Here is a 22,550-nt window from a genome sequence, read left to right as displayed (position 1 = left end):
GCTTGCGGGATTCTCCGCCTGCGGCGGGTCGCTTTGGCGACATGATTCCTTATTGCCGCAGTGCGATCCTCGCGGAGCGTTTTTTATTTCATGGGACGCTCTTTCCTATGAAATAAAAAAACACAGCATTACAGCTATGTCTCAACATTTCTTTCAATCTATATAGAAGCGTATGAAACGGGTTTGTAAGGCGAATACATCAGATCAGCCTGTATAAAACAGACCGATAAAAGACAGACCGGCATCCTAATGCCTGCCATCCCTGATCAATATTTTATTTTTCCGCAATGCTCACTAAAGAAACCCGTAACAAAAAGACACCTCATTTCATTTACTTATTTTTGTTTATTATATTCTCTGCCTCTAATATTGTCAACAGTCTGATGTTCTATTTTTTTGGCTGCTGTCAGTATCTTTTACCGGCAGCAGCCAAAAACAGAGGTTACACATTCATTCACCTGTGAATTCTTTTTTTCTTTGCAGCAAATAAAATACCTAAAAGAGCCGCCGCAGAGAGTCCCATCATGGCATACAAAGGCTTTGTATCTGAAGTTTTGGCAAGTTTTCCATCGGAACTGCTGCCGCCTCTTTTGCTGTAGTCCCAACCCGGTAGATTCTTCGTACCTGATTCCTTGTCACCGGACCTTCCGCTGTCTCCTCCCTGATTTTTCTGCTCAGAGGATGTATGATTGTCCGTTTTTTTCCACTTTGCTTTCAGCGTCATATTCTGGTTGACTGGATCTTTAAAATCCCACTCTCTTTCTTTTCCATTTTCATCTGTATAAAACCATCCGACAAAATCATACCCATCTTTCTTAGGTTCTTTTGGACGGACAAGAGTGCTTCCTCCTTCCGGAGTCTGTATCTCCGGTGTATAATCTCCGCCGTTTGGATCAAAGTTCACTTTATGTTTTCCTGTCAGTGTTACTTTGACCTGGACCTTTGTCCCGTCTTCCATGGAAAACGTCATAGAAAATACACCGGTCTTGGCTGCCTGTTTGGCTGCATTCAGATTTTGCAGCTGAGTTTTGTCCGCAAAAATATCAATGGTATCTCCATTGCTGTTCTTACCCAGTGCTTTACACAGTTTTATGATCTCTTCCTCCGAAAATGGATTTCCGCCAGTTTCATGCTCCGCATCATCGGCTCCTATGGAGGGATCCGGATCCTGCGGATCGTACTTTGCGCCGTCACTTCCTTCATCTTTAAGGAATACGGTAACTGTCACTTCTGTTCCGCCGTCTGTTTTCAAAGTCAGAGGAAACTCTCCGGTACTGCCTGACGTCTTTGCTTCATTGATCTTCTGCACCTGGCTGCTGTCCGCAATACTGATCTGCTCTTTTGGCAGCTTGTTTCCATCGGCATCCAAAATCTGTGGATTTGTCAGCGCCTTGAGCTGTTCTTCTTCAAAAGCTGACCCTCCAGTCTTGCTGATAACATCTTTTCCTTTTAGTATTTCCCCATTATCCGGGTTTTCTGCTGCCTGGTCATATTTGACCAGAGTTACATTGATCACTGCTTTTTTCCCGTCCGCAGTCTCGTAGGTCAGCGGAAAAACTCCCACTTTTCCTGCGGTCTTTGCATCATTGATCTTCTGATACTGTTCTGTATTTAAAAGATAATTTCCCAGAGGAATATTGTTCCCGTCGGGATCCTTTCCCTTTAACTCTCCCAGCTTTTTTATTTCCTCTTCCCCAAACGGATCACCGCCTGTCTCCTCACGGAAATCATTTGCCCCGATCATTGAAGTGGGTTTCTCAGGATCCATCTTGGCTGCATCCGTACCGTCAGTTCTTAAGGAGATGGTGACTGTTGCTTTTGTTCCGTTCTCCGTTGTATAGGTGAGAGGAAAATCCCCGATCTGTCCTTTCATCTTTGCCTCATTAATCGCATCCAGCTGCTTTTGGTCTGCTATGCTCAGCTGACTGCTCGGGAAATATTCACCGGACTCCTGTTTTCCCGTCACTTTGGTCAGCTGCTTCAGCTGTTCCTCCGTAAACGGTTCTCCTCCGCTTTTGCTGATCAGATGGTTGGCACCGATCTGTTCTTTGCTTGTCTTATCAATATCGTTGGCATCCCGGAACGGTCCAAAATAAACCTTTGTATAAAATCTTCCGACTTTGATATCTGTCTCCTTTGAAAATGGAGTTCCATCCATAAATGTATAATCTGAAAGAGAGGTTCCGTCCTGAATATAGCCTTGATATCCAGTATCCGGAGACGCAGTGACATTGGTGACTTTGCTGTTTCCTCCGCCGGATCCGATGCCCGGCATATTTGTGCCGGAGTCTCCGATGGCCGTCACTACCGTATCGCCTCCGCTAATAACTACATTTTGGGTCTCCTGTGTCTGAAAAGAAACAAAACTTGCCCCAGTGGCCGATGCACCTATACCCGGTGCATACTGACCTCCTGTTGCCGTCACGGTTCCTCCCGTGATCTTAATACCGTCTACTTTAGTACCCATACCGGATCCAATACCAGATCCATACTCTGTCCCAATGGCTTTTACATTTCCGCCGGATATCTCAATATTTTTTGTGTACCCGCCTTTTTCCTGTGCCCGGCAGGCTGCTCCTATTCCTGGACAATGGCTCCCTCCAAAGGCTTCGATGTTTCCTCCTTTAATCGTAAAATTCACAAACCCTGTTTCTATCGGCTTTGTGTCAGGATTAATAGCCACCCTATACGTACCTCCGATTGCTCCCGCATGCCTTTTCGTAGTATCTCCGTTTGCAAGCAGTGTCCCGCAGTTTTCATCACAGCGGTGGCCTTTGTTATCTGCTTCTTCACACTGAAGAGTCAGGGAACCATCCATCCCGTCTTTTGTTAATGCATTCCCATTTTCATATATACCGGCTCCTCCTGCCTGACTATACAAATGATTTTTTCCCACCAATGTAAGGACAACGTTGGCGTGAGATACATTAATACAATCCAGTTTTTTAATATCAACTGTAATATCTACATTATCCAGGGTAATAGCCGTTGTAACCCCCGGTTCCACCACCAGATTATAAGTCTTGGTTGTACCGGTAATCCAGTATCCCTTCTCATTCAGAGAGTCTTCCACTGCAGTTCCGTTTAAAGTGGCTCCTCCTGAAGTAATCCTGATATCTCCCTTACTGATATCCAGCCTGCTCTGACCGTTGTCAGCTTTTTTGAGGGTTAGGCTCTTTTTACGATCCCCCCCCCAATTTTTAGCAATTCTTTTGCTGGCTGAATTTTAGTTTCCTTTTCCGTATTTGTCTGTTTTTTACTCTCTGATGTTTCTGTGGTCTCCGCTGTTGCCTCTGTCTCGTCTGTCTCTTCCTGCACTGTTTCTGCAGCAGCCTCAGGTATTTCTGTTTCCGCACTTTCTGCAGGTGCTGCCGAAATAATTCCTTGTCCCACAGCCAGCATCGCTGCCAGAATAACAGCGAGCCATATTTTTCTCTTCTTCATCCTGTGATCCCTCCATATTATACTTCTTAAAAGTTTTGATATATTGCTATATTATTCAGGTGGAACAGTCTCAAAAATAGTTAGTCTGTCAGAGCATAAAAAAGGCACTTCCCAGTGATTTCCACTGAAAAGTGCCTTGTAATTTCTGATATTTTCCGATTAACGTTTGGAGAACTGAGGTGCACGACGTGCAGAACGTAAACCTGGTTTCTTTCTTTCTTTCATACGAGGATCTCTTGTTAAGTATCCTGCTTTCTTTAATACCGGGCGGAAGTCTCCGTCAACCTGTAATAAAGCTCTGGAAATACCATGGCGGATTGCTCCTGCCTGGCCTGTAAATCCACCGCCGATTACATTAACTAATACATCATATTTTCCAAGAGTGTCTGTAGCAACCAATGGCTGGCGTACGACTACTTTTAATGTCTCTAATCCTAAATATTCGTCGATATCTCTTTTATTGATTGTGATCTTTCCTGTTCCTGGTACTAAATATACTCTAGCGATACTGCTTTTTCTTCTACCAGTTCCGTAATATTTTGCTGTAGCCACTTAATCGTCCTCCTTCTTAATACTTGATCTCTAATGCTTTTGGCTGCTGAGCCTGGTTGTTGTGCTCTGCACCTGCATATACGTGAAGTTTCTTAATCATTGCTCTTCCCAAAGGACCTTTTGGAAGCATACCTTTTACTGCAAGATAAATAACATCTTCAGGTTTTTTCGCCATTTTTTCTTTTAAAGTAGTTTCTTTCATTCCGCCTACATAATCAGAGTGATTGTAGTAGATCTTCTGGTCTAATTTCTTTCCAGTTACCTGGATCTTATCTGCATTCACAACGATCACGTTATCGCCTGTATCAATATGAGGAGTATAAGTCGGCTTATTCTTACCTCTTAAAACTTTTGCGATCTCTGATGCTAAACGTCCTAATGTATGTCCTGTGGCGTCAACTACATACCATTCTCTTTCAATTGTTGATGGGCTTGCCATAAAGCTCTTCATGGTTCTTCCTCCTAAATTTCTCAATCAATGTGTCTTCTATATAAAATACTCCCTCCGGGGCATTGGGGTAAGCATTTTCTTTTATGTCACATTTTCATATTATATAACACTGACCGGGGTGTGTCAATAAATTTTATCCAAAAAATATCAAACAAATCAGACACGCCGGTTCTCTGGTCAGCCGCAGTGATTCTGCTCTGCATATTTTTTAATATTGGAAACATTGCAGTGTGTCTCAAACTCATCTCCCCGCAGTACGACCAGGGACGGAGCCTGCATAATACCGTATTCCTGCACCAGCTCCTGGTGTTCCTCCGCATCCACGATCTCAAACGGAATCCGGGAATCTTTCAGCACTTCTCCTGCCATCCGGCAGTTAGGACAGGTCTTTGTGGTAAACAAAAGTGCCCTCTCTGCTTCCTCTATTTTCTTCTCTTTCTCTGAAGCAATACTTACATCCTTTTTTGGAGTCCTGCATGCCTTCAGGCTGGAATGCTCTGCGTCATACAGCTTTCTCTCTTTATATTCCTGCTGTTTTCCGTCGTTCCAATTCTGTACAGGACGGTAATAACCGGTGATCCTGCTGTATACCTCGGTCTTTTCCCCGCATTCCGGACATTCATAAACTTCGCCGTTCAGATAGCCATGATTCCTGCACACAGAATAGGTCGGTGAAATTGTATAATAAGGAAGACGATAGTTTTCTGCAATCTTTTTCACCAGAGCTGCTGCCGCTTTCCAATCCGGAAGCTTTTCTCCGAGGAATGTATGGAATACAGTCCCTGATGTATATAATGTCTGTAATTCATCCTGAATATCCAGAGCATCAAAGACATCGTCCGTATATCCCACCGGGAGATGAGAACTGTTGGTATAATATGGTGTTTCTTCATCTTCGGAGGCTGTAATGATATCAGGATAAGCTGCTTTGTCATGCTTTGCCAGACGGTATGTAGTTGATTCGGCAGGAGTTGCTTCCAGGTTATAGAGGTCGCCGTATTCCTCCTGATAGTCTGACAGCCGGCTTCTCATATGATTTAATACCTCTTTTGCAAATTCCTGTGCTTTTTCTTCTGTCAGATCTGCTTTTATCCATTTTGCATTGAGTCCTGCTTCATTCATTCCGATCAGACCAATAGTAGAAAAATGATTGCCGAAGGAATCTAAATAACGTTTTGTATAAGGATAGAGTCCCTCATTAAATAATTTGGTAATGATGGTTCTCTTGATCTTTAAGGATCTGGCAGCCACATCCATCAGATGGTCCAGCCTGTGATAAAATTCCTGCTTATCCGCAGACAGATATGCGATTTTAGGAAGATTTAATGTTACTACCCCCACAGAACCGGTACTCTCGCCGCTTCCGAAAAATCCTCCGGCCTTCTTTCTCAACTCTCTCAGATCCAGCCGGAGACGGCAGCACATACTGCGCACATCGCTTGGCTGCATTTCACTGTTGATATAATTAGAGAAATACGGAGTGCCGTATTTTGCCGTCATTTCAAACAGCAGACGGTTATTCTCTGTGTCAGACCAGTCAAAATCCCTTGTGATGGAATAAGTCGGAATGGGATATTGGAAGCCGCGTCCTTCGGCATCCCCCTCGATCATAACCTCGATAAATGCTTTGTTGACCATATCCATTTCTTTTTTGCAGTCTTTATACTTAAAATCCATCTCTTTTCCGCCCACAATAGCCGGCAGTTCAGCCAGATCATCCGGCACGGTCCAGTCCAGGGTAATGTTAGAAAACGGTGCCTGGGTTCCCCAGCGGCTGGGGATATTAACGCCGAAAATAAAGGACTGCACACATTTTTTTACTTCATAGTAGGATAAGCCGTCTGCCTTAACAAACGGTGCCAGATAGGTATCAAAGGATGAAAATGCCTGGGCTCCGGCCCATTCATTCTGCATAATACCAAGAAAGTTCACCATCTGATTACAGAGCGTTGAAAGATGCTTCGCCGGAGCGGAAGTGATCTTGCCCCGGACGCCTCCAAGCCCTTCCTGGATCAGCTGTTTTAAAGACCAGCCTGCACAGTATCCGGTCAGCATAGAAAGATCATGGATATGAATGTCAGCATTTCTGTGGGCATCTGCAATCTCATCATCGTAAATCTCAGACAGCCAGTAATTGGCTGTGATTGCACCGCTGTTGCTCAGGATCAGGCCTCCCACAGAGTAAGTTACCGTAGAATTTTCCTTGACACGCCAGTCACTTGCCTTCACATAGCTGTCCACCAGTTCTTTATAGTCTAAGATCGTGGACTTCATGTTTCTGATCTTTTCCCTCTGTTTTCTGTATAGAATATATCCCTTGGCAACATCCGCATAGCCCGCCTGAATCAATACGGATTCCACGCTGTCCTGAATATCCTCCACCGCAATCACGCCGTTCTTTACCTTTGGCTCAAAATCCGCAGTGACCTTTAAAGCCAGCAGATCAATCACGCTGGGATGGTACTGTTTTTCTTTGGCTTCAAATGCCCTTGTGACCGCAGTTGATATCTTCTGGATGTCAAACTCTGCCTTCGTTCCGTCTCTCTTTATTACATAATACATGACACTTACACCCCATTCTTTCTATTTATTCATACATAAAATTATAACACCTTATAACACAAAGTCAATATATTGTGCAATCCGCCGCCTTCACACACAATATATTGTTATATCCCCCTTAATTCTACATTTGGAAGCTGCTCCCTTAAAAGGCCGGCCAGCTCTGCCATCTCTTCTCTTTCATAAGCCGTAAACCCCTGTGCCGGCACGGTATGAGAAGGCTCAAATGTCTGAAGAAAATATGGTTCCTTTCCGGCTATCCACGCTCCGATCTCCAGCATATCCTCCTTTGTGTGCAGCTGTCTCACCACTGTAGTGCGGAATTCAAAAGGGAGACTTCCTTCCATCAGGAACCTGACACTTTCTTCTATTTGTCTTATATCAAGCGCTTCCATGCCTGCTGTCCGGGCATATTTATATTTAGAGTTCTTAATATCCATAGCCACATAATCCAACAGTCCTTCTCCTGCAAGCTCTTTCAGCTTCTCAGGAAAACTTCCGTTGGTGTCCAGCTTTACCAGATAACCAAGTTCTTTGATCTCTCTGATCAGCTCTGCAAGTTCACTGTGGATCAGCGGTTCTCCGCCGGAGATACACACTCCGTCCAGGATATTTTTCCGCTTCTTAAGAAATGCATGAAGCTGGGCCCGCGAAATACCGCTCTCATCTTCCGAAGGGCAGATCAGTTCCGCATTGTGGCAAAACGGACATAAAAAATTACACCCGCCGGTAAATACCGTGCAGGCGACTTTTCTTGGATAATCCAGCAGCGTTGACTTTTGCAGTCCCATAATCTTCATTTAATCCACTTCCCTCTCCTGATCCATATAACGTATCTTTATCAAAGTAAGTCCTTTGGCCGGAGCGTTGGGGCCTGCCTTTCCTCTTTTAGGATTCCGGAATAATTCTGTGATCCACTCTGTCCCTCTCCGTCCCCGTCCGATGGAGATCAGAGTGCCTGCCATCATACGCACCATATTGTAAAGAAAACCGTTCCCTGTCACCCTCATAGTGATATATGGGCCATCCTGTCTCACTTCGCACTCATAAATAGTCCGCACAGTGGTTTTGGTAGGACTTCCTGTGGTAGAAAAGCTGATAAAATCATGTTCTCCCAAAAAATACTGTGAAGCCTCGCGCATGCGCCCAAAGTCCAGAGGCACATAGACAAAGTGATGATGCCTTGCAGTGACCGGGTTGTCAAATGCTGCATTGTAAATCGTATACTCATAGGTTTTTCTTGTGTCTTGATATCTGGGATGAAAATCATCGGGTACTTCCTCCGATGACTGAATGACAATGTCATCGGGAAGTCTTTGGTTCAGTGCTCTGGCAATCCGGTCTCCCGCAATCTTTGTCCCGGAGTCAAACACTGCCACGTTGCCGAGCGCATGAACACCGGAATCCGTGCGGCTTGCCCCGATCACCGTAATCTGCTCATTTAAAAGGCTGCTGAGTTTTTCGTTGAGAACTCCCTCAATGGTTTTATCCTTCGGCTGTATCTGCCAGCCGCAGTAATTGGTTCCGTCGTACGCCACTACTAATTTAATCCGTTTCATCGGTCACCTCTCGCCTATCTGCCGACAGGGCAGAAAAATCCCAGATAAATCATCAGTGCCAAAAATAATGCCAGAAACAGATATGCTGCCAAATCCCTTGAACGGTATTTTAAAGGCTTCATCTTTGTCCTTCCTTCTCCGCCGTGATAACATCTGGATTCCATTGCCATGGCAAGGTCATTTGCCCGTCTCACCGCCGCCACAAAAAGAGGTACCACGATAGGCACCATGCTTTTCATCCGGTGCAGAAAGCTTCCGTTTTTAAAATCAACTCCTCTGGCAGTCTGAGCTTTCATGATCTTGTCCAGTTCCTCGGTAAGGATCGGTATAAACCTCAGGGCAATGGACATCATCATGGCAATCTCATGTACCGGAACTTTGATTATATTTAAAAAGCCCAGAGACTTTTCCAAACCGTCCGTCAGCTCATTAGGCGTGGTAGTGAAGGTCATGAGTGACGTGCCCAGCACCAGCATCACCAGCCTTGTGCCGAGATAGACCGCGGTCACAACCCCTTCCTTTGTGATCTTAATTACACCGAAATGTACAATAGCTTCTCCCGGGATAAAAAATATATTGATTACCACCGAAAACAACAGAATAACACCCACTGCCTTCAGCCCTCTGACAATAAAAGAAACCGGCACTGTGGATATTCCGATCATTAACGCCAGAAACAGCATGGAAGCCGCATAGGTCAACGGAGATTTTGAAAAAAACAGCGTAACGACGTATATTAACGTTCCCAGAAGCTTCACCCGCGGGTCCAGCCGGTGAAGAATAGAATCTGATCTGTAATATTGTCCTATGGTAATATCTTTAATCATATGTTTGTTCCTTCTTTAATGTTTTTAAGATTGCCGTTTTGGCATCATCCAGAGTCAGAACCTCTCCCTCCAAAGGAAATCCCTTTTCCTTCAGATCGTTGGCCAGATAACGGAAAAACGGAACGGACAGCCCCATCTGCTCCAAGTCCTTCTGATGAGAGAAAACTTCTTCCCTCTCACCGTCAAACTCCAGACGGCCCCGGTTCATGACAATCAGCCGGTCCACATAGGAAGCGATGTCTTCCATGCTGTGAGACACAAGGATAATCGTGATCCCCTGCTCCTGATTCAAACGCTTCAGAAGGTTTAACAGATGTACCCTGCCTTCCGGGTCCAGCCCTGCAGTGGGCTCATCCAGTATAAAATACTTTGGCTTCATAGCGAGGATTCCGGCGATGGCAACCCTCCTTTTCTGTCCTCCCGACAGTTCAAAAGGAGACTTCTCAAACAGCTCCTCGGGCACTCCCACATCGGTAAGGGCTTCTTTTGCAGCCTTTAATGCCTCTTCTTTGGAAGCGCCGAAGTTTGCAGGCCCGAAGCAGACATCCTCCAGTATGGTCGTCTCAAACAGCTGGTGTTCCGGATACTGAAAACAGAGACCTACTTTTCCCCGGAGGCTCTTAAGATCATAATTCTGGTCATGGATATTCTTACCCTCAAAATAAACATGCCCCTTTGTAGGTTCCATCAGCCCGTTCAGATGCTGGATCAGAGTTGACTTTCCGGATCCGGTATGGCCGATAATACCGATAAACTCTCCCTCGCCGATCTCTAAATCCACATCGATCAGCGCAGGCTTTTTTATATCAGAATTATCTTCGTATATATAACTTACTTTTTCTAAACTAATTGACATAACTCTTCCACCAGTTCTTCCCTTGTCGTTATCGTATCAGAAAGCCTGATCCCTTCTTTTCTCAGCTCATAGGCAAGCTCTGAGGCAAACGGAACTTCCAGTCCGCATTCTTTCAGCTCTTTTACATGGGCAAAGACTTCCTTTGGTGTTCCGCTCATAACAATCTTTCCCTGATCCATGACAAAGACCTTGTCCGCCATCAGGACCTCCTCCATATCATGAGTGATCAGAATAATCGTGATTTCTTTTTCTTGATTCAGCTCCCGGGCCAGCGAAAGTACATCCCGTCTACCCTTCGGATCCAGCATTGCAGTAGGCTCGTCCAAAATAATACACTCCGGCTCCATAGCCATGATACCGGCAATGGCCACACGCTGCTTCTGTCCCCCTGACAGATGATTGGGACTGGCACTTTTGTAGGCTGTCATCCCGACACCCTCCAGTGCCCTGGCTACACGCTTCCATATATCTCTTGTAGGCACGCCGATATTTTCCGGACCGAAGGCCACGTCCTCCTCCACCACAGAGCCGACGATCTGGTTATCCGGATTCTGGAATACGATGCCTGCACTTTGACGTATCTTCAGAATCTGCTTGGGATCTCTCGTATCCATGCCTTTTAAATACACAGTGCCGGATGTAGGCTGAAGCAGTCCGTTGATATGCTTTGCAAGAGAAGATTTGCCGGACCCGTTGTGTCCCAGAATCGCAATGAATTCGCCCTTTTCTACAGACAGATCCACTCCGTCCACAGCGTTGACTGTCTGGTTTTCTTCTTCCTTCTCCCCATATGTTATATATTGATGAATTAAATCCTTGATCTGTAATATTGACATTGGTTTCTCCTTTGACATATGCTCCATTATATCAATAAAATGCACTGGAAACAATAGGTATTCATTGACATTCATGTGCCTGAATCATATACTGAATATATAAACAAGTACCGCAGAATGCGGCCTTTATAATTGGGCAAAACCGGGGAAATCCGGTGACGCAAAGCCAAGGGCCTAAACCATGTATTGTGGTATGGCAGCCGGTTGCTCCATTTTACCTGCAGGACATTGTTTTGTACGTTATTGTACTGTCCTGACAATGGATTTTTTACTGCACTCTTTTTTGTGCAGTTTAGCTTACGTTGCACATTATGTGGATAAAATTGACTCCGGCAGATTACTGCCGGAGTTTTTTCATTACAAAGATTCGGAACAAAACTTCAACGAAACCAACGCGTAAGTATTTAAGGGGGGAGATCATTATGAAACGCTTAAAACGGCCTGCTGCCTGGATCACTGCAGCATTTCTTATATTTGGCCTGGCAACACTGGGAAACATCAGCTATGCAGCTGATGAAACACCGGAAAACGGGGAGGTCCTAAAAGATACAGCCTCAGCTGAGACTGTGACAGCATCAGAGCAGGAAAAGCTGCCAGATTCTCAGGATCAGACTGAGATTTTGGCACCTCAGACTGAAAAAGACCAACAGGACAGTTCTGACATTCCTGAAAAACAGACTTCAACAGAGCTTAAGAAGGATACAACTTCTCCGACAGCAGCGGACCCTAAGACAGAGACTGCCAAGGTGCAGAAAACAAAAAAGGCAGCATCTGAAGATCCCGGGATATTGATCGAAGGCAGCACGCTTTATGCTCAGGGTACATCCATCGTCATCAAAAAAGATTCTGACGGCAAGGCTTATGTTTTTGACGCTTCCGGCAATACCCGACTGTCCGATACCCCAGTTACAGGCAGTTTTACAGTCTACGGCGGCGGAAAGAACAAACCCACAAAAGGTAATGTAAATATTGACATACAGAATGTACAGGTATCCCAAATATACGGGGGAGGATATTCTGACGGCACCGGAGCTTCTGATCTGACAGGAAATGTCTCCATAAAAGTTACAGGTACTGTAAATGTGTCCAAAGTCTATGGCGGAGGTTATGCCAGTGCATCCAAGGGCAATGCCAGCGCCAATGTATCCGGAGCCGTCACTGTTGATATTGCGTCTGTTCCGTCCGGCAACCACGGCAATTTATACGGAGGCGGTTATGCGTATACCACCGGCTCCTATAATGCATCGGCAAATGCAGGATCTGTCAGTATCAGCGTTACGGGCAGGACTTATTCTCTGCGGGGAGGCGGCTCTGCCACATCATCCGGAGACGGCAAAGCATCTGCAGATGTGGCAGGTTCTGTTTCCTGTACCATGAGAAGTGTCGACATCCGGGAAGTGTATTCCGGAGGCTATGCCAGCGGATCCGGCGCCCATGCAAAATGCGGTTCCATAACATCTTCCTTTGCCGGAAACGGCAATGAAGTGATGATCTTCCACGGTGCCGGTGATGCAGGCGGCGGCGCCTGTGCTGATGTTTCCGGCAATGTCACTGCCAATCTGACCGGCTGTTCCAATATATACGGCTATGTAACTGCCGGAGGCACTGCATCCGGCGGAGGCTCTGCAGATGTAAACGGTTCTGTTTCCCTGAATGTAATCAATTCTGTATCTCCGGTGGGAGAACAATGGGGCAATCCTGTAGCGGCTGCTTTCCACACCGGCGGATCAGCATCAGGACAGGGCTCCAGCGCAGATGTGAAAGGCTCCTGCTCTTCGGTTTACAGGGACAGTGAAATTGTAGGCACTATCGTAGGCGGCGGAGAATCCGCAGGAGGGGGTTCTGCCAAATCAGCAAAAACTTCTCTTACCCTGGATAATGTAAAGGGGAGTGAATACAAAGACACTATGTACTATGGTGATTATATTGCAGCCGGAGAAGTTGATGATGAAAGCTCCAAAAGCCTGGCAGAACCTTCACAGAGTACAATCTCCGTTTCCAACAGCCAGACTGAATTACTATGGGGCGGACTTCTGCTGAAAGGGCATGCACTCTCTTCGGAAACGGTTTCCGAACTTATACTCAAAGACAGCATATCTGCGTTTGATGAAATCGCCCACTTTGACTCACTTTCCATCAGTCATCCTATCACCCTTGCATCCTTTGAGCCTAAGTCCGATACTGTTCCGACAACACTCAAAACCTCAGGATTAGCTGTGGGGGATACTATCGTGACTTACACGGGCAGCAATCCAGATGCAGACTGGTTTAAACTGAAAAACGGAAAACTGGCATACAAACAGTCCTCAGATTTATCTTCCTGGAGTATTGCATCCTTCGGCACAGCTTCCGGCTCCATTGCTGTGGAACAGCCTTCCAGGGCTCCTGCAATAACATTGGAAAATACGGATACAGATAAGTTTCTTACAGCTGACGACAAACAGAAAATTGCAGACGGAAGCACTGTGGAGATTGTGCTCAAATCTGAACCGGTAACAGCTCCTCCTGCAGACATTCAAAAGCTTCTGAAGGAACAGATGGACCGCACTCAGACACATCAGGCCTCCATCCTTGACATTAATCTTCTGAAAGTAACGGATGGCGCCCCTGAAAAAATTCCTGTGCTGGATTCTCCATTAAAGATCACCTTTCAGGTACCTGAGGAGTTTCAGAAGGAAGGCAGGCAGTTCCAGGTGATCCGTATTCATCAGGAGGATGACGGAAGCAGTACAGCAGAAGTCCTGAACAATTTAAGCACTGAACCGGATAAAGTAACAATAGAAACTGACCGTTTCTCTGTCTATACTCTTGTATATAAAGATCCATTGAATTCCTCCGCTGCTTCTTCCGCAGCCGGATCCGAAAACACTCCCGCCAGCACAGATGACCGGACTTCCGGCGGCAGACAAACTGCTGTCAGGAAAAGACCTGTGACGGGAAATGCTTCCGCTAAAAGCAACAGCCACAAATCCAGTTCCAAAGGCAGCCGCCCAGGCTCTCTTGGAAGCCCTGCTTCCACGTCAGATGCAAACCGCGGCATGCCTTCCCTCCTTCTGATTTTATCAGGAAGCCTGATCTGTGCCGGCTTCTTAATAAAAAGACAGATAAAATAGAAACACTATGTACAAAACCCCTGGCTCAAACATGGTTTCATGGTTTGAGCCGGGGGTTTAAATTTTAAAAACCGATTCTACGCTTCTCTTTTTGTTTTTTTATAGTTTCTCACTGCAAGTATTCCCATCACGGCCATGATTGCCAATGCCAAAAGCACAATCATGAAACTGTATCTGGAAGATATGATTCCCGCTTTCTCAAGCATTCCCATCAGCAGAATGAACCCATAGGGAAGAATGATAATTCCTGAGAAATAAAGGATATTTACTATTTTTGTTTTTTCCAATTATAATCTCCTTTCTTCTGTGGTCAAATCAACAGTTCCTTCCTTTTTTTCCTGTAATAACAGATGAAATACATGGATCCTCCCAAAATCATGATACTGAATATCAGAAATCCAAGATAAAGATACTCCTGGTCTGCCCCTCCCAGCTGGCTGTATTTTCTCTCCAGGATTGCTTTCTTGTTTTCCAATGCTTTTCTCTGTTCTGCCGTCAGGTCATCTCTTGCAAGCAGGCTGTCAATCAAAAGGATATTCTTTCTTAACTTTTCTTTGGAATTCGGTACATCTTCCTCTGTGATCGTTTTCAAAAGTTTTGAAAGCAATTCTTTTTTCTGCTTTAACAGCTTCGCTTTTTCTTTTGAGGATAATTTTTTATCTTTCAGCAGTTCATCTACCTGATCCAGAAGATCTGTCAGTTCATTTTTCCGCTTTTCCGGGTTCTTCGATTCTGCTGCCTGGCCTCCATTTTCGTAAGAAGGTTTTCCGCCGTTGCTTCCCTGGCCTCCATTTGCACTAGGCCGGCTGCCGGCTGAACCGCCGCTGTTTCCTCCGTCAGGCTTATCTCCGCCGTTTGCACTGCCGCCTGGCTTATTCCCCGGTTTATTCGGTGATCCGTCCGGTTTATTTGGCTTATCCGGCGTACTTGGCTTTTGATTGCCTCCCTGTTCCGGTTTTTTTACTCCGTCAATCTTATTGACACAAAGTGAGGTAGCCGCAGCATTTCCCGCTTCATCCTTAGCAACGACCCAGTAATTATCATTATCCGTATTATCTATGTAATCTGTAATTCCCTTAGAAGTCACATATGTATCTGATCCCGCTGCTGCCCTCATTACAATGTCATCAGAATAAGGTTCCGTCCTTGCCAGTTTATTTCCTTTATACGGATTGTGCGATGTGAGGAAAACATACGCGACTCCGCTGCTTCCGTCCTCCTGTGTTGCCGCAGCATCTTTGATTGTTGCACTTACCTTCTTGCTCTTTTTCCAATCGCTGCTGTCCTGAGCTGCTTTACTGATCCCCGGTTCCAGCCGGTCTACATATTCAATTTCTGCCTCAGTTTCTGTCTCATTGCCCGCCTGATCCCGTATCACAATTTTCACTTCCTGATTCTTATCGAAAGCGGCTTTCGGTGAATCGCTGAATGTCTTTCCTCCGTCAAAAGAGTAGGAAGCGGTGCCAAAGCCTGAAAGATCGTCATCTGCTTTGATTACCAGCTGGCTTTCACGGTTCGTCCAGCCTCCGGTTTCTTCTGCCTTTAAAGGCACTGGTTTCTGTTTATCAATTTTTACATTGATGTCCCTGATATTGGATTCCAGTCCCAACTGGCTCTTGATCCGGAAGTTGTAAGAATGAATACCTGGATTTGTCTCTTTGATTGTAAGGGCAGCGTCACTGTCATCACTTGTTCCGAGGTAATTCCACGTCCTTCGGCTGTCCGTACTGTATTCAAACGTGGATAAGCCATAGTTCTGCTGCATGTTGCGTACGTTCATCTCTACATCTTTGTTGGTCCAGCTGCCTTCTTCATATTTTATGGCATCCTTGTCCTCAAAATTGGACTCTGCATCTAATCGGACTACCGGAGGATCACTCTCTATCCGGTCAAAAATGATGCTTGTCACGGCTGATGCCTGTTTTGCGCCATTTGTCGCCCGGAAAGAATATACTCCGTTCTTTTCTGCCATATACCCGTTTTTATACACTTGGGTAATATCCTGCCATGCACCGTCATCCTTTTTAGCTTCCACTTTCAGCAGTCCTGAAGCACCTGTTTCCGGTTCGATTGTAATATTCTGTGCCAGAGCATAGGTTTTCGTATCTCCTTTGAGTATAATTGCCGGCTTCTTTGTATCCTTTTTGACTTCCAGTGTGACAGGGTCTGCTTCTGTACCAATAACATTGGAAGCGCCGATCTCGATGACGTTGGAACCTCCCTCTTCCAGTTTATCTGCAGGGATCTCGAAGTACATTTTATCCTTCACCTGATCATTTTGTACTTCGTATTTATTTCCGTTAATTTTATACCATCCGGCCCCCATTCCTCCCAGGCTGTCTTTTAGCTGAATCTTTACTTTATGAGTATTATCAGTGATCCAGACTCCTTCTTTATAGTCGGTGATGACCGTTGGTTTTTGATTGTCCAGAGCAAACCCTTTGGTGGAAATGTAGGAAACATTTCCCGCTTTATCCTTGATCTTGGCATATATAATGTAAGACCGGTTCAGCGCAAGTTCTCTTAAGAATCCTGTGTCTTTCCCATTTCCCAGAATATCCTCCCATGCTTCAGCCGACATGGTAGTCCAGCGTTTGTTCACAAACTCTTCTATCTCTGCCTCTGTTCCAGGATAATCCTGCAGATATTCACCGGAACCGCTTCGTAATATGTAGTAAGATATGGTATCAACACCACTGTCCTTTGCAGATGTTCCATCAGAAACCTTATCTAAGAAAACAGATTTTTCTGTTCCGTAAAATTCCTGTATTTTATTGTTCTCTACAAAAGAGTTTGATCTTAAGTCCTCCTGTTCCAGCTGATCATCTGCATCCTTTGTTCCCAGTACCAGTGAAGCTGATGGTTTCGTTCGGTCAGTTTTTACCTGAAGGGTTGTTTCTGAGTATACCCTTTGTCCGTCTGCATCTTCATTTCCTACCCGCATCTTGATCTCACTGCTTCCTTCCGGAAGAGAGGATGCCTGCACAGATGCAGTGCCATTTTCCACAGAAGACGCATTTTCCCATCCGCCGCCGTTCACTGCATATTCATAGGTAAAATTCTGCACATTCGATGGATCATTTTCAAATTTAATGCTTCCGTCTGCGCCGATCCAAGTATCTTCTGAAACCTTTTTCCCGTCGCCGTTTTCAGTCCATGCATGAATCTTAGGTTCTATAAATTCAATCCGGTCAAAGACCCACTTTTGTGTATCTGAATATTCTCCAAGCTGATTCATCACCTGTGCGTAATATGTGCCTTTTCTTATGATCCGGTCACCGCTTCGATAGGAATCAGTGACATCCCGCCAATTCTTATGGCTGAACTGCTCTTCTTCGGGCACGAACTGCACTTCCACTTTACGGATTCCGGAAGGTCCGGTTACCGGTTCTATGAGGATATTCTGATAAGCCGCATAGTCATCCGGATTTCCTTTTGCAAGCTTCACCTCCGGCGTTGTCTGATCCACATTGAGTGCAATGGTCTTTGACGCCTCATTACCGGCGTTGTCAGAGGCTCTGATCGTAAGATCATAGCTGCCTTCCTTCAGGCCGTCAATCAAAAAAGAATTTTTAGAATCGACCGTAACCTCTTCTTGATCTCCGATCTTATAGGATACTTTGCCGACACCGGACAAAGAATCATTGACTGCTATTTCTACTGCCCCGTCCTGCTCGGTAATCCACTGACCCAATTTTCCAAAATCAAAGGCTCCTTTTACATCTGCAGCAATCTCCGGCTTCTCTGTATCCAGCGCAAAACCTTCACTGCTCACATAGCCTGTATTTCCGGCCTTGTCCGTTATTTTGGCGTATATGACATTATGTTTATTATTTGCCGCAATCGAGAAAGAATCCCCCGTCTTCCAGCCTCCCCGGCTGCTTACATAAGCTTCCAGTTCTTCCTGTGTTTTTGGAAGAGCAGCATATAATTCTGTTTTGGTACCTTCTGTCTCAAAATATTCTGTTTTCTCTACCCCACTTTCCGTGTCAGATGCACTGACGGAAACGTCCACCGTCTTTCCAAAAAACAGTTTTCCCGTCACAGCATTTAAGAATTCTGTCCAGCGGTTCTCATCAATAGAAATTGAACCGGTCGGAAGTACTTTGTCAATATTAACATGAAATGTCTGTATATCACTTACTACTCCGGCATTGCTTGTGATTCTGAATTCATAGGTATGCTGTCCCTGTTTTTCCATACTCAAGTTTACAATATCATCTTCCGGTTCAGCTTTTTTCCATTCCTGTCCGTTTAAACGATACTCATATACGCTGGTTCCAAGATTCTTCGCATGATTTCTGACCTTTATTTTCACCTGCCGGTTTGTCCAGTCATTGTCGTTAAACTGTGACTTATCCGCCTTTGTACTTTCTATGGATACAACCGGTCTGGTCTTGTCGATCCTTGTAAATGAAATGCTTGTCGTATCAGAGCTGAGGCCTACCACACTCTTTACTTTGAAATAATATGTTCCATTTTTGTGAGCCACATAGATCTGGTCATCCTTATAGTCATCCGTAATATCTTCCCACTCGCCGTCCGGATCAAAGTCATCTGTTTTTTCTGCAAACTGCATATAAACTTTTTCCACTCCCGATGCTCCGACCGCCGGATTAATTTTAACCTCCTGCTCAGTAGCATACTCTTCAATATTTCCGCTTACTTTTATAGAAGGCTTTACCGTATCTTTCATGACATGGACAGGAACCTCAGCCTTATTTCCTGAATTATCCTGAGCATTCAGCTTTACATAATAATCTCCGTCGGGCATATTTTTGATTTCTGCACTGTCATTCTCATCTAATTCCAGGAGCTGTATTTTCCCTTCAATGTCATAATCCACATACCGGTCCTTCAGACCTGAATTGTCATCCACTGCTTTTACCTGAAACTCCGGCTGTGTTTCACTTGTCCAGACTCCTTCTTTCGGATAACGGTACGTAATCACCGGATCGATACTGTCAATGACAAATCCATCACTCCGCCCGAAATCAATATTCCCTGCCTTATCAACAACCTTTGTATAGATGATGTACTTCTCATCCTGATCTAAAACAAAATCTGTATTGTTATTCCAGTCAGATGATGAAAGGTCCTCAAGTTCATCCCTGCCGAGGATTTCTCTGGATGCATACCACTGTACCTCTCCTATCTGGCTCAGATCATCATCTCCATAGACACTGACCTGTACCGGGGTTTTCGCACTGAAATAGGTTTTAAACTTCGGGAATTCATACAGTCCTGTCCATGATTTTGCCTGATTGACTTCAATACGGGATACCGGGTTTTCTGTATCCTGTTTAAACTTGATCGTTTTGCTCTGTGATACATACCCGGTATCTGCCTTCTTTAAATAATACGGCATACCGTCAGAATAATCTCCGTCAGTGGGAACGACATATTCAGACCATGCTCCGGCAGGATCACTGTTAAAAGAAATCAGATAACCATCCGGTGCCTTGATCTTGATCTTTTCTTTGTTATACCATCCGTCCAGTCCCATATGACCGTCAATAGCTGCTTCCGCCTCTGTGTTGAACGCCCGGATCTCATAGGTAGTCCTGTCCCCCATAGCCAGTGTATAGTTATCGTTGATTCCCCCGCTCTTTAATGAAAGTGTGCCAAGAGTGATCTCATAAGTTCCGAGATCTTCTCCCTCTGCCCTTTCAAGCCGGGTATCCGGGTCAAATTCCGGATGATCCCCATTGAGATTTCCACTGTAGGTAAATGTAATTTCACCGTCGCTGCCGCCTGCATATTTCCACTGCCCGCTGTCCGGATTGACCGTAAGAACGGCCTTTTCTATCTCAAAGGCTGCGGATTTGCTTCCTTTGTAATTTCCTGTTCCTGTTATTTTGGCTGCTGCAGTACCGGCATTTACATTTTGCTGGTATTCTACCTTATAATCCGTTCCCTCCGTCAGATTCTTACCCTTATAAGAAACCCTCACATCCGGTTTCTGCTGTTTTCCGGTATAGATGACTTTTGGGATTTGCTCAATCTTGTACTCATCCAGCGTATTGATATCCGCCGGAAGAATTTCATAGGATGTCTCTTTGGTCCCAGTGAAATTTCCTTTTCCGACAATGGTTACTGTCACATGGCCGCTGATCATTTCATCATAATTTACTGTGTAATCAACATCCTCCTTCAAAAGCTTCCCGTTGAAGGTTACTGACGGCCTGCTCGTCTGTTCTTCTCCGGTAAATGTAAGGTTGCCCGGTTTTGTGACAGCCGCGTCCTTAATGTCCGCCCTGTTAATGTAGAAGCAGGTCGTAATCTCCCCGTCATAGTCATTAATCCCTATGATTTTCATCGCAGCCTCGCCCCGCTCGACATTATTGTCATATTCGACTTTATAGTCTTTGCCGAGTGTAAGTGTTTTTTCTTTCATCTTAACCACAAGATCGTCCTGCATAATTTCTTTTCCCGTATAAGGCTTGTCTTTAATCCCGGAAAGCTGGAAATTATCCACTCCCTCCGGCGTCACTTCCGCTTCTTTTGGATCACTGAGAGCAGCCTTATAGTTTGCAGTTTCTGCGACGCTTACATGAATCTTAAACTTTCCTTTTTCCTTTGCTTTGATCTGAATGCTGTCTCCGTGGGTGCTGCTCAGTTCTACACGGTCACTGCCTTCGTCCACAGTCCATGTAACTTCCCCGTGGCCTTCGTTATTCAGCAGTGTTGCCGTCATCTCAGAACCTATGCTCACCTTGGAAGTTGACAGGGAGATTACCGGTTTAAAACTTCCCTTGGTTACTTCGTAATTTAATGTAGTACTTCCCTCCAGATAATTACTGAAATTCGGACTTCCTTTTCCCTCCAGTCCAACCTCATATTTTCCTACGTTCAGAAAATCCGATGGCCATTTCAGATTATATGCGTCAGACCCAATGTCTTTGCCATCCTTTCCGACCACCTTCACCTTCGGTATCAAAGGATTTCCGTCATATTCTCTGGTTTTGGGATCCACCGTGGCATTCACATCGTCTATGGTGTACATCTTCACCTGGCTGGTTCCGTATCCGCCTTCGGTTCCGCCTCCGGAACCAATATTTTCTGCATTGGCTGATACGCCATTGGTCAGCTGCCGTGCTCCGGAATAGACGGTGTTCATCGTATAGTATATAAACGTTCCTCCATTTCCGGCGGTTCCGGCAGCTGATCCATTTCCTCCGGGACGACTTGAGCCTTTTGCCCCTCCCTTTCCCGGGGTTGTTCCATCTGCGCCGTATCCTTTTCCTCCGCTGAAATCATTCCCATAGATGACATCCCCTTTGATATGTGTCTCTGCTCCGTCGCCTGCTTTATTTCCGGCAGTAGCACCTGCGCCTCCCGGGCCAGACTGAGTCGGATCATATATGGACGGCATAGGTAACTGATAAACATAGGCATTTTTCCCTCCGGATCCGCCTCCGCCGTTTCCGTATCCAACTCCGCCTCCGCCTCCGCTTCCACCGTAGACAGCAAAACGGGTACAGGTAAAGATACTCTCAGCGTTTGAATCTCCAGCACCGGCTCCACCGCCTCCGCTTCCGCCAGCGCCGCCTCCGCCGATCCCGGCAGCAGGATAACCGCCTCCGCCGCCTCCGCCGCCTCCGGCTCCTGACCATCCGGCATTTATAATCCCCGAAATTACTATTAAGCCTCCTCCCCCTCTGCCTCCGGAGCCTCCGTTTCCTCCGGAACCTCCTTTGGCATGGATCTTAACCGTTCCTTTTAAGTATAAAGCTCCGCTGCTTTCCCCATTGTTTTTGGGATCAGCAGCAGGCGCATGCTGCCCACTGTTGCCTCCTTTTCCTCCAAAGCCTCCGTTACCTCCGATTCCGGCAGCGGCTCCGCCGCCTCCGAAACCTCCTCTTCCTCCAGGTGGTGAATCAATTAATCCTCCTGCCTCTCCCTTCTCTCCGTCCTCACCGTTGGTAGCATTGCCCCCGACGGCGTTGACGGTTCCCGTCCCTGAGATAGTCAGCACCGCTCCTTTCGGAAGATGAATACCGGCCGTAGCTCCGATTGCTCCTGAAGCATTTGCCCCATTCAGATTCACAGTACCGGTCACTTCCAGATAATAGTTGCCTGATCCTTTAATTTCAATGGCCCCGGAATCATTGCTGCCGTTTACCGTCCGGCTGCCGTTAATTTTGTATAACACATCTGTCCTTGTAAGTTCATAAGGACCTTCTCCTGTAAGTACCTGAACAGGAAGATCCTTCGTGTCCTTACTGTCTGCCGCTGCACTCAAATGCTCTCCGGGCAGGGCCTGTACAGCAAGAAGTATCAGAGCCATTACGGCTGCCGCTGTTCTTTTTACGCTCCCTTTTTGTAATCTTCTCGCTCCCCTCATAAC

13 protein-coding genes and 1 riboswitch are annotated in these 22,550 nt (G+C 45.7%); of the genes, 1 reads left to right on the top strand and 12 read right to left on the bottom strand.

The window, feature by feature from the left end:
- Positions 1-454: 454 nt before the first annotated feature.
- From KH180_RS11140 to KH180_RS11095, 10 genes are all read right to left on the bottom strand, one after another.
- The gene (locus tag KH180_RS11140; protein WP_290760257.1) at positions 455-3,073 is read right to left on the bottom strand and encodes an InlB B-repeat-containing protein; all 2,619 of its coding nucleotides are present in this window, start codon (positions 3,071-3,073) and stop codon (positions 455-457) included.
- 95 nt (positions 3,074-3,168) lie between these two features.
- Positions 3,169-3,444 (bottom strand): hypothetical protein, encoded by a 276-nt coding sequence (locus tag KH180_RS11135; RefSeq protein WP_290760255.1) that lies wholly within the window; start codon positions 3,442-3,444, stop codon positions 3,169-3,171.
- A gap of 159 nt (positions 3,445-3,603) precedes the next feature.
- Positions 3,604-3,996: a 30S ribosomal protein S9 gene (rpsI, locus tag KH180_RS11130; protein ID WP_006568524.1), complete on the bottom strand. Its 393-nt coding sequence runs from the start codon at positions 3,994-3,996 to the stop codon at positions 3,604-3,606.
- Positions 3,997-4,012: 16 nt separating this feature from the next.
- Complete coding sequence (gene rplM, locus KH180_RS11125) at positions 4,013-4,447, bottom strand: 50S ribosomal protein L13 (protein WP_006568523.1); 435 nt, start codon at positions 4,445-4,447, stop codon at positions 4,013-4,015.
- Positions 4,448-4,624: 177 nt separating this feature from the next.
- Positions 4,625-7,009, bottom strand: coding sequence for a ribonucleoside triphosphate reductase (locus KH180_RS11120; protein WP_290760250.1), 2,385 nt, complete (start codon positions 7,007-7,009; stop codon positions 4,625-4,627).
- Positions 7,010-7,116: 107 nt separating this feature from the next.
- Entirely contained in the window at positions 7,117-7,809 is a 693-nt protein-coding gene (locus tag KH180_RS11115) for an anaerobic ribonucleoside-triphosphate reductase activating protein (protein WP_290760248.1), read from the bottom strand.
- Positions 7,810-8,568 carry a tRNA pseudouridine(38-40) synthase TruA gene (truA, locus tag KH180_RS11110; RefSeq protein ID WP_290760246.1) on the bottom strand — a complete coding sequence of 253 codons (759 nt, stop codon included), beginning with the start codon at positions 8,566-8,568 and terminating at the stop codon, positions 7,810-7,812.
- A gap of 14 nt (positions 8,569-8,582) precedes the next feature.
- On the bottom strand, positions 8,583-9,395 hold the full coding sequence (locus tag KH180_RS11105; RefSeq protein ID WP_290760244.1) for an energy-coupling factor transporter transmembrane component T family protein: 813 nt from the start codon (positions 9,393-9,395) through the stop codon (positions 8,583-8,585).
- On the bottom strand, positions 9,388-10,251 hold the full coding sequence (locus KH180_RS11100) for an energy-coupling factor transporter ATPase (protein WP_290760242.1): 864 nt from the start codon (positions 10,249-10,251) through the stop codon (positions 9,388-9,390). The genes KH180_RS11105 and KH180_RS11100 overlap by 8 nt, the downstream gene beginning before the upstream one ends.
- The gene (locus tag KH180_RS11095; protein ID WP_290760240.1) at positions 10,236-11,087 is read right to left on the bottom strand and encodes an energy-coupling factor transporter ATPase; all 852 of its coding nucleotides are present in this window, start codon (positions 11,085-11,087) and stop codon (positions 10,236-10,238) included. The genes KH180_RS11100 and KH180_RS11095 overlap by 16 nt, the downstream gene beginning before the upstream one ends.
- Positions 11,088-11,212: 125 nt before the next feature.
- Positions 11,213-11,299, top strand: a riboswitch (cyclic di-GMP riboswitch).
- A gap of 210 nt (positions 11,300-11,509) precedes the next feature.
- Between KH180_RS11095 and KH180_RS11090 the strand changes: the two genes are divergently transcribed.
- Entirely contained in the window at positions 11,510-14,200 is a 2,691-nt protein-coding gene (locus KH180_RS11090; RefSeq protein ID WP_290760238.1) for a hypothetical protein, read from the top strand.
- Between the two features lie 77 nt (positions 14,201-14,277).
- Here the strand turns inward: KH180_RS11090 and KH180_RS11085 are convergent, their stop codons facing one another.
- Together KH180_RS11085 and KH180_RS11080 are read right to left on the bottom strand one after the other, a co-directional pair.
- Positions 14,278-14,487, bottom strand: a complete 210-nt coding sequence (locus KH180_RS11085; RefSeq protein ID WP_290760236.1) for a hypothetical protein — start codon at positions 14,485-14,487, stop codon at positions 14,278-14,280.
- Positions 14,488-14,510: 23 nt separating this feature from the next.
- Positions 14,511-22,547 carry an Ig-like domain repeat protein gene (locus KH180_RS11080; RefSeq protein ID WP_290760234.1) on the bottom strand — a complete coding sequence of 2,679 codons (8,037 nt, stop codon included), beginning with the start codon at positions 22,545-22,547 and terminating at the stop codon, positions 14,511-14,513.
- Positions 22,548-22,550 lie beyond the last annotated feature (3 nt).

It is taken from the genome of Anaerostipes sp., assembly GCF_018381315.1.
In the GTDB taxonomy this organism is placed as follows: Bacteria; Bacillota; Clostridia; order Lachnospirales; family Lachnospiraceae; genus Anaerostipes.
The sequence above is the reverse complement of the archived record's forward strand: the minus strand, read 5'-3'. Positions and strand labels throughout refer to the sequence as shown.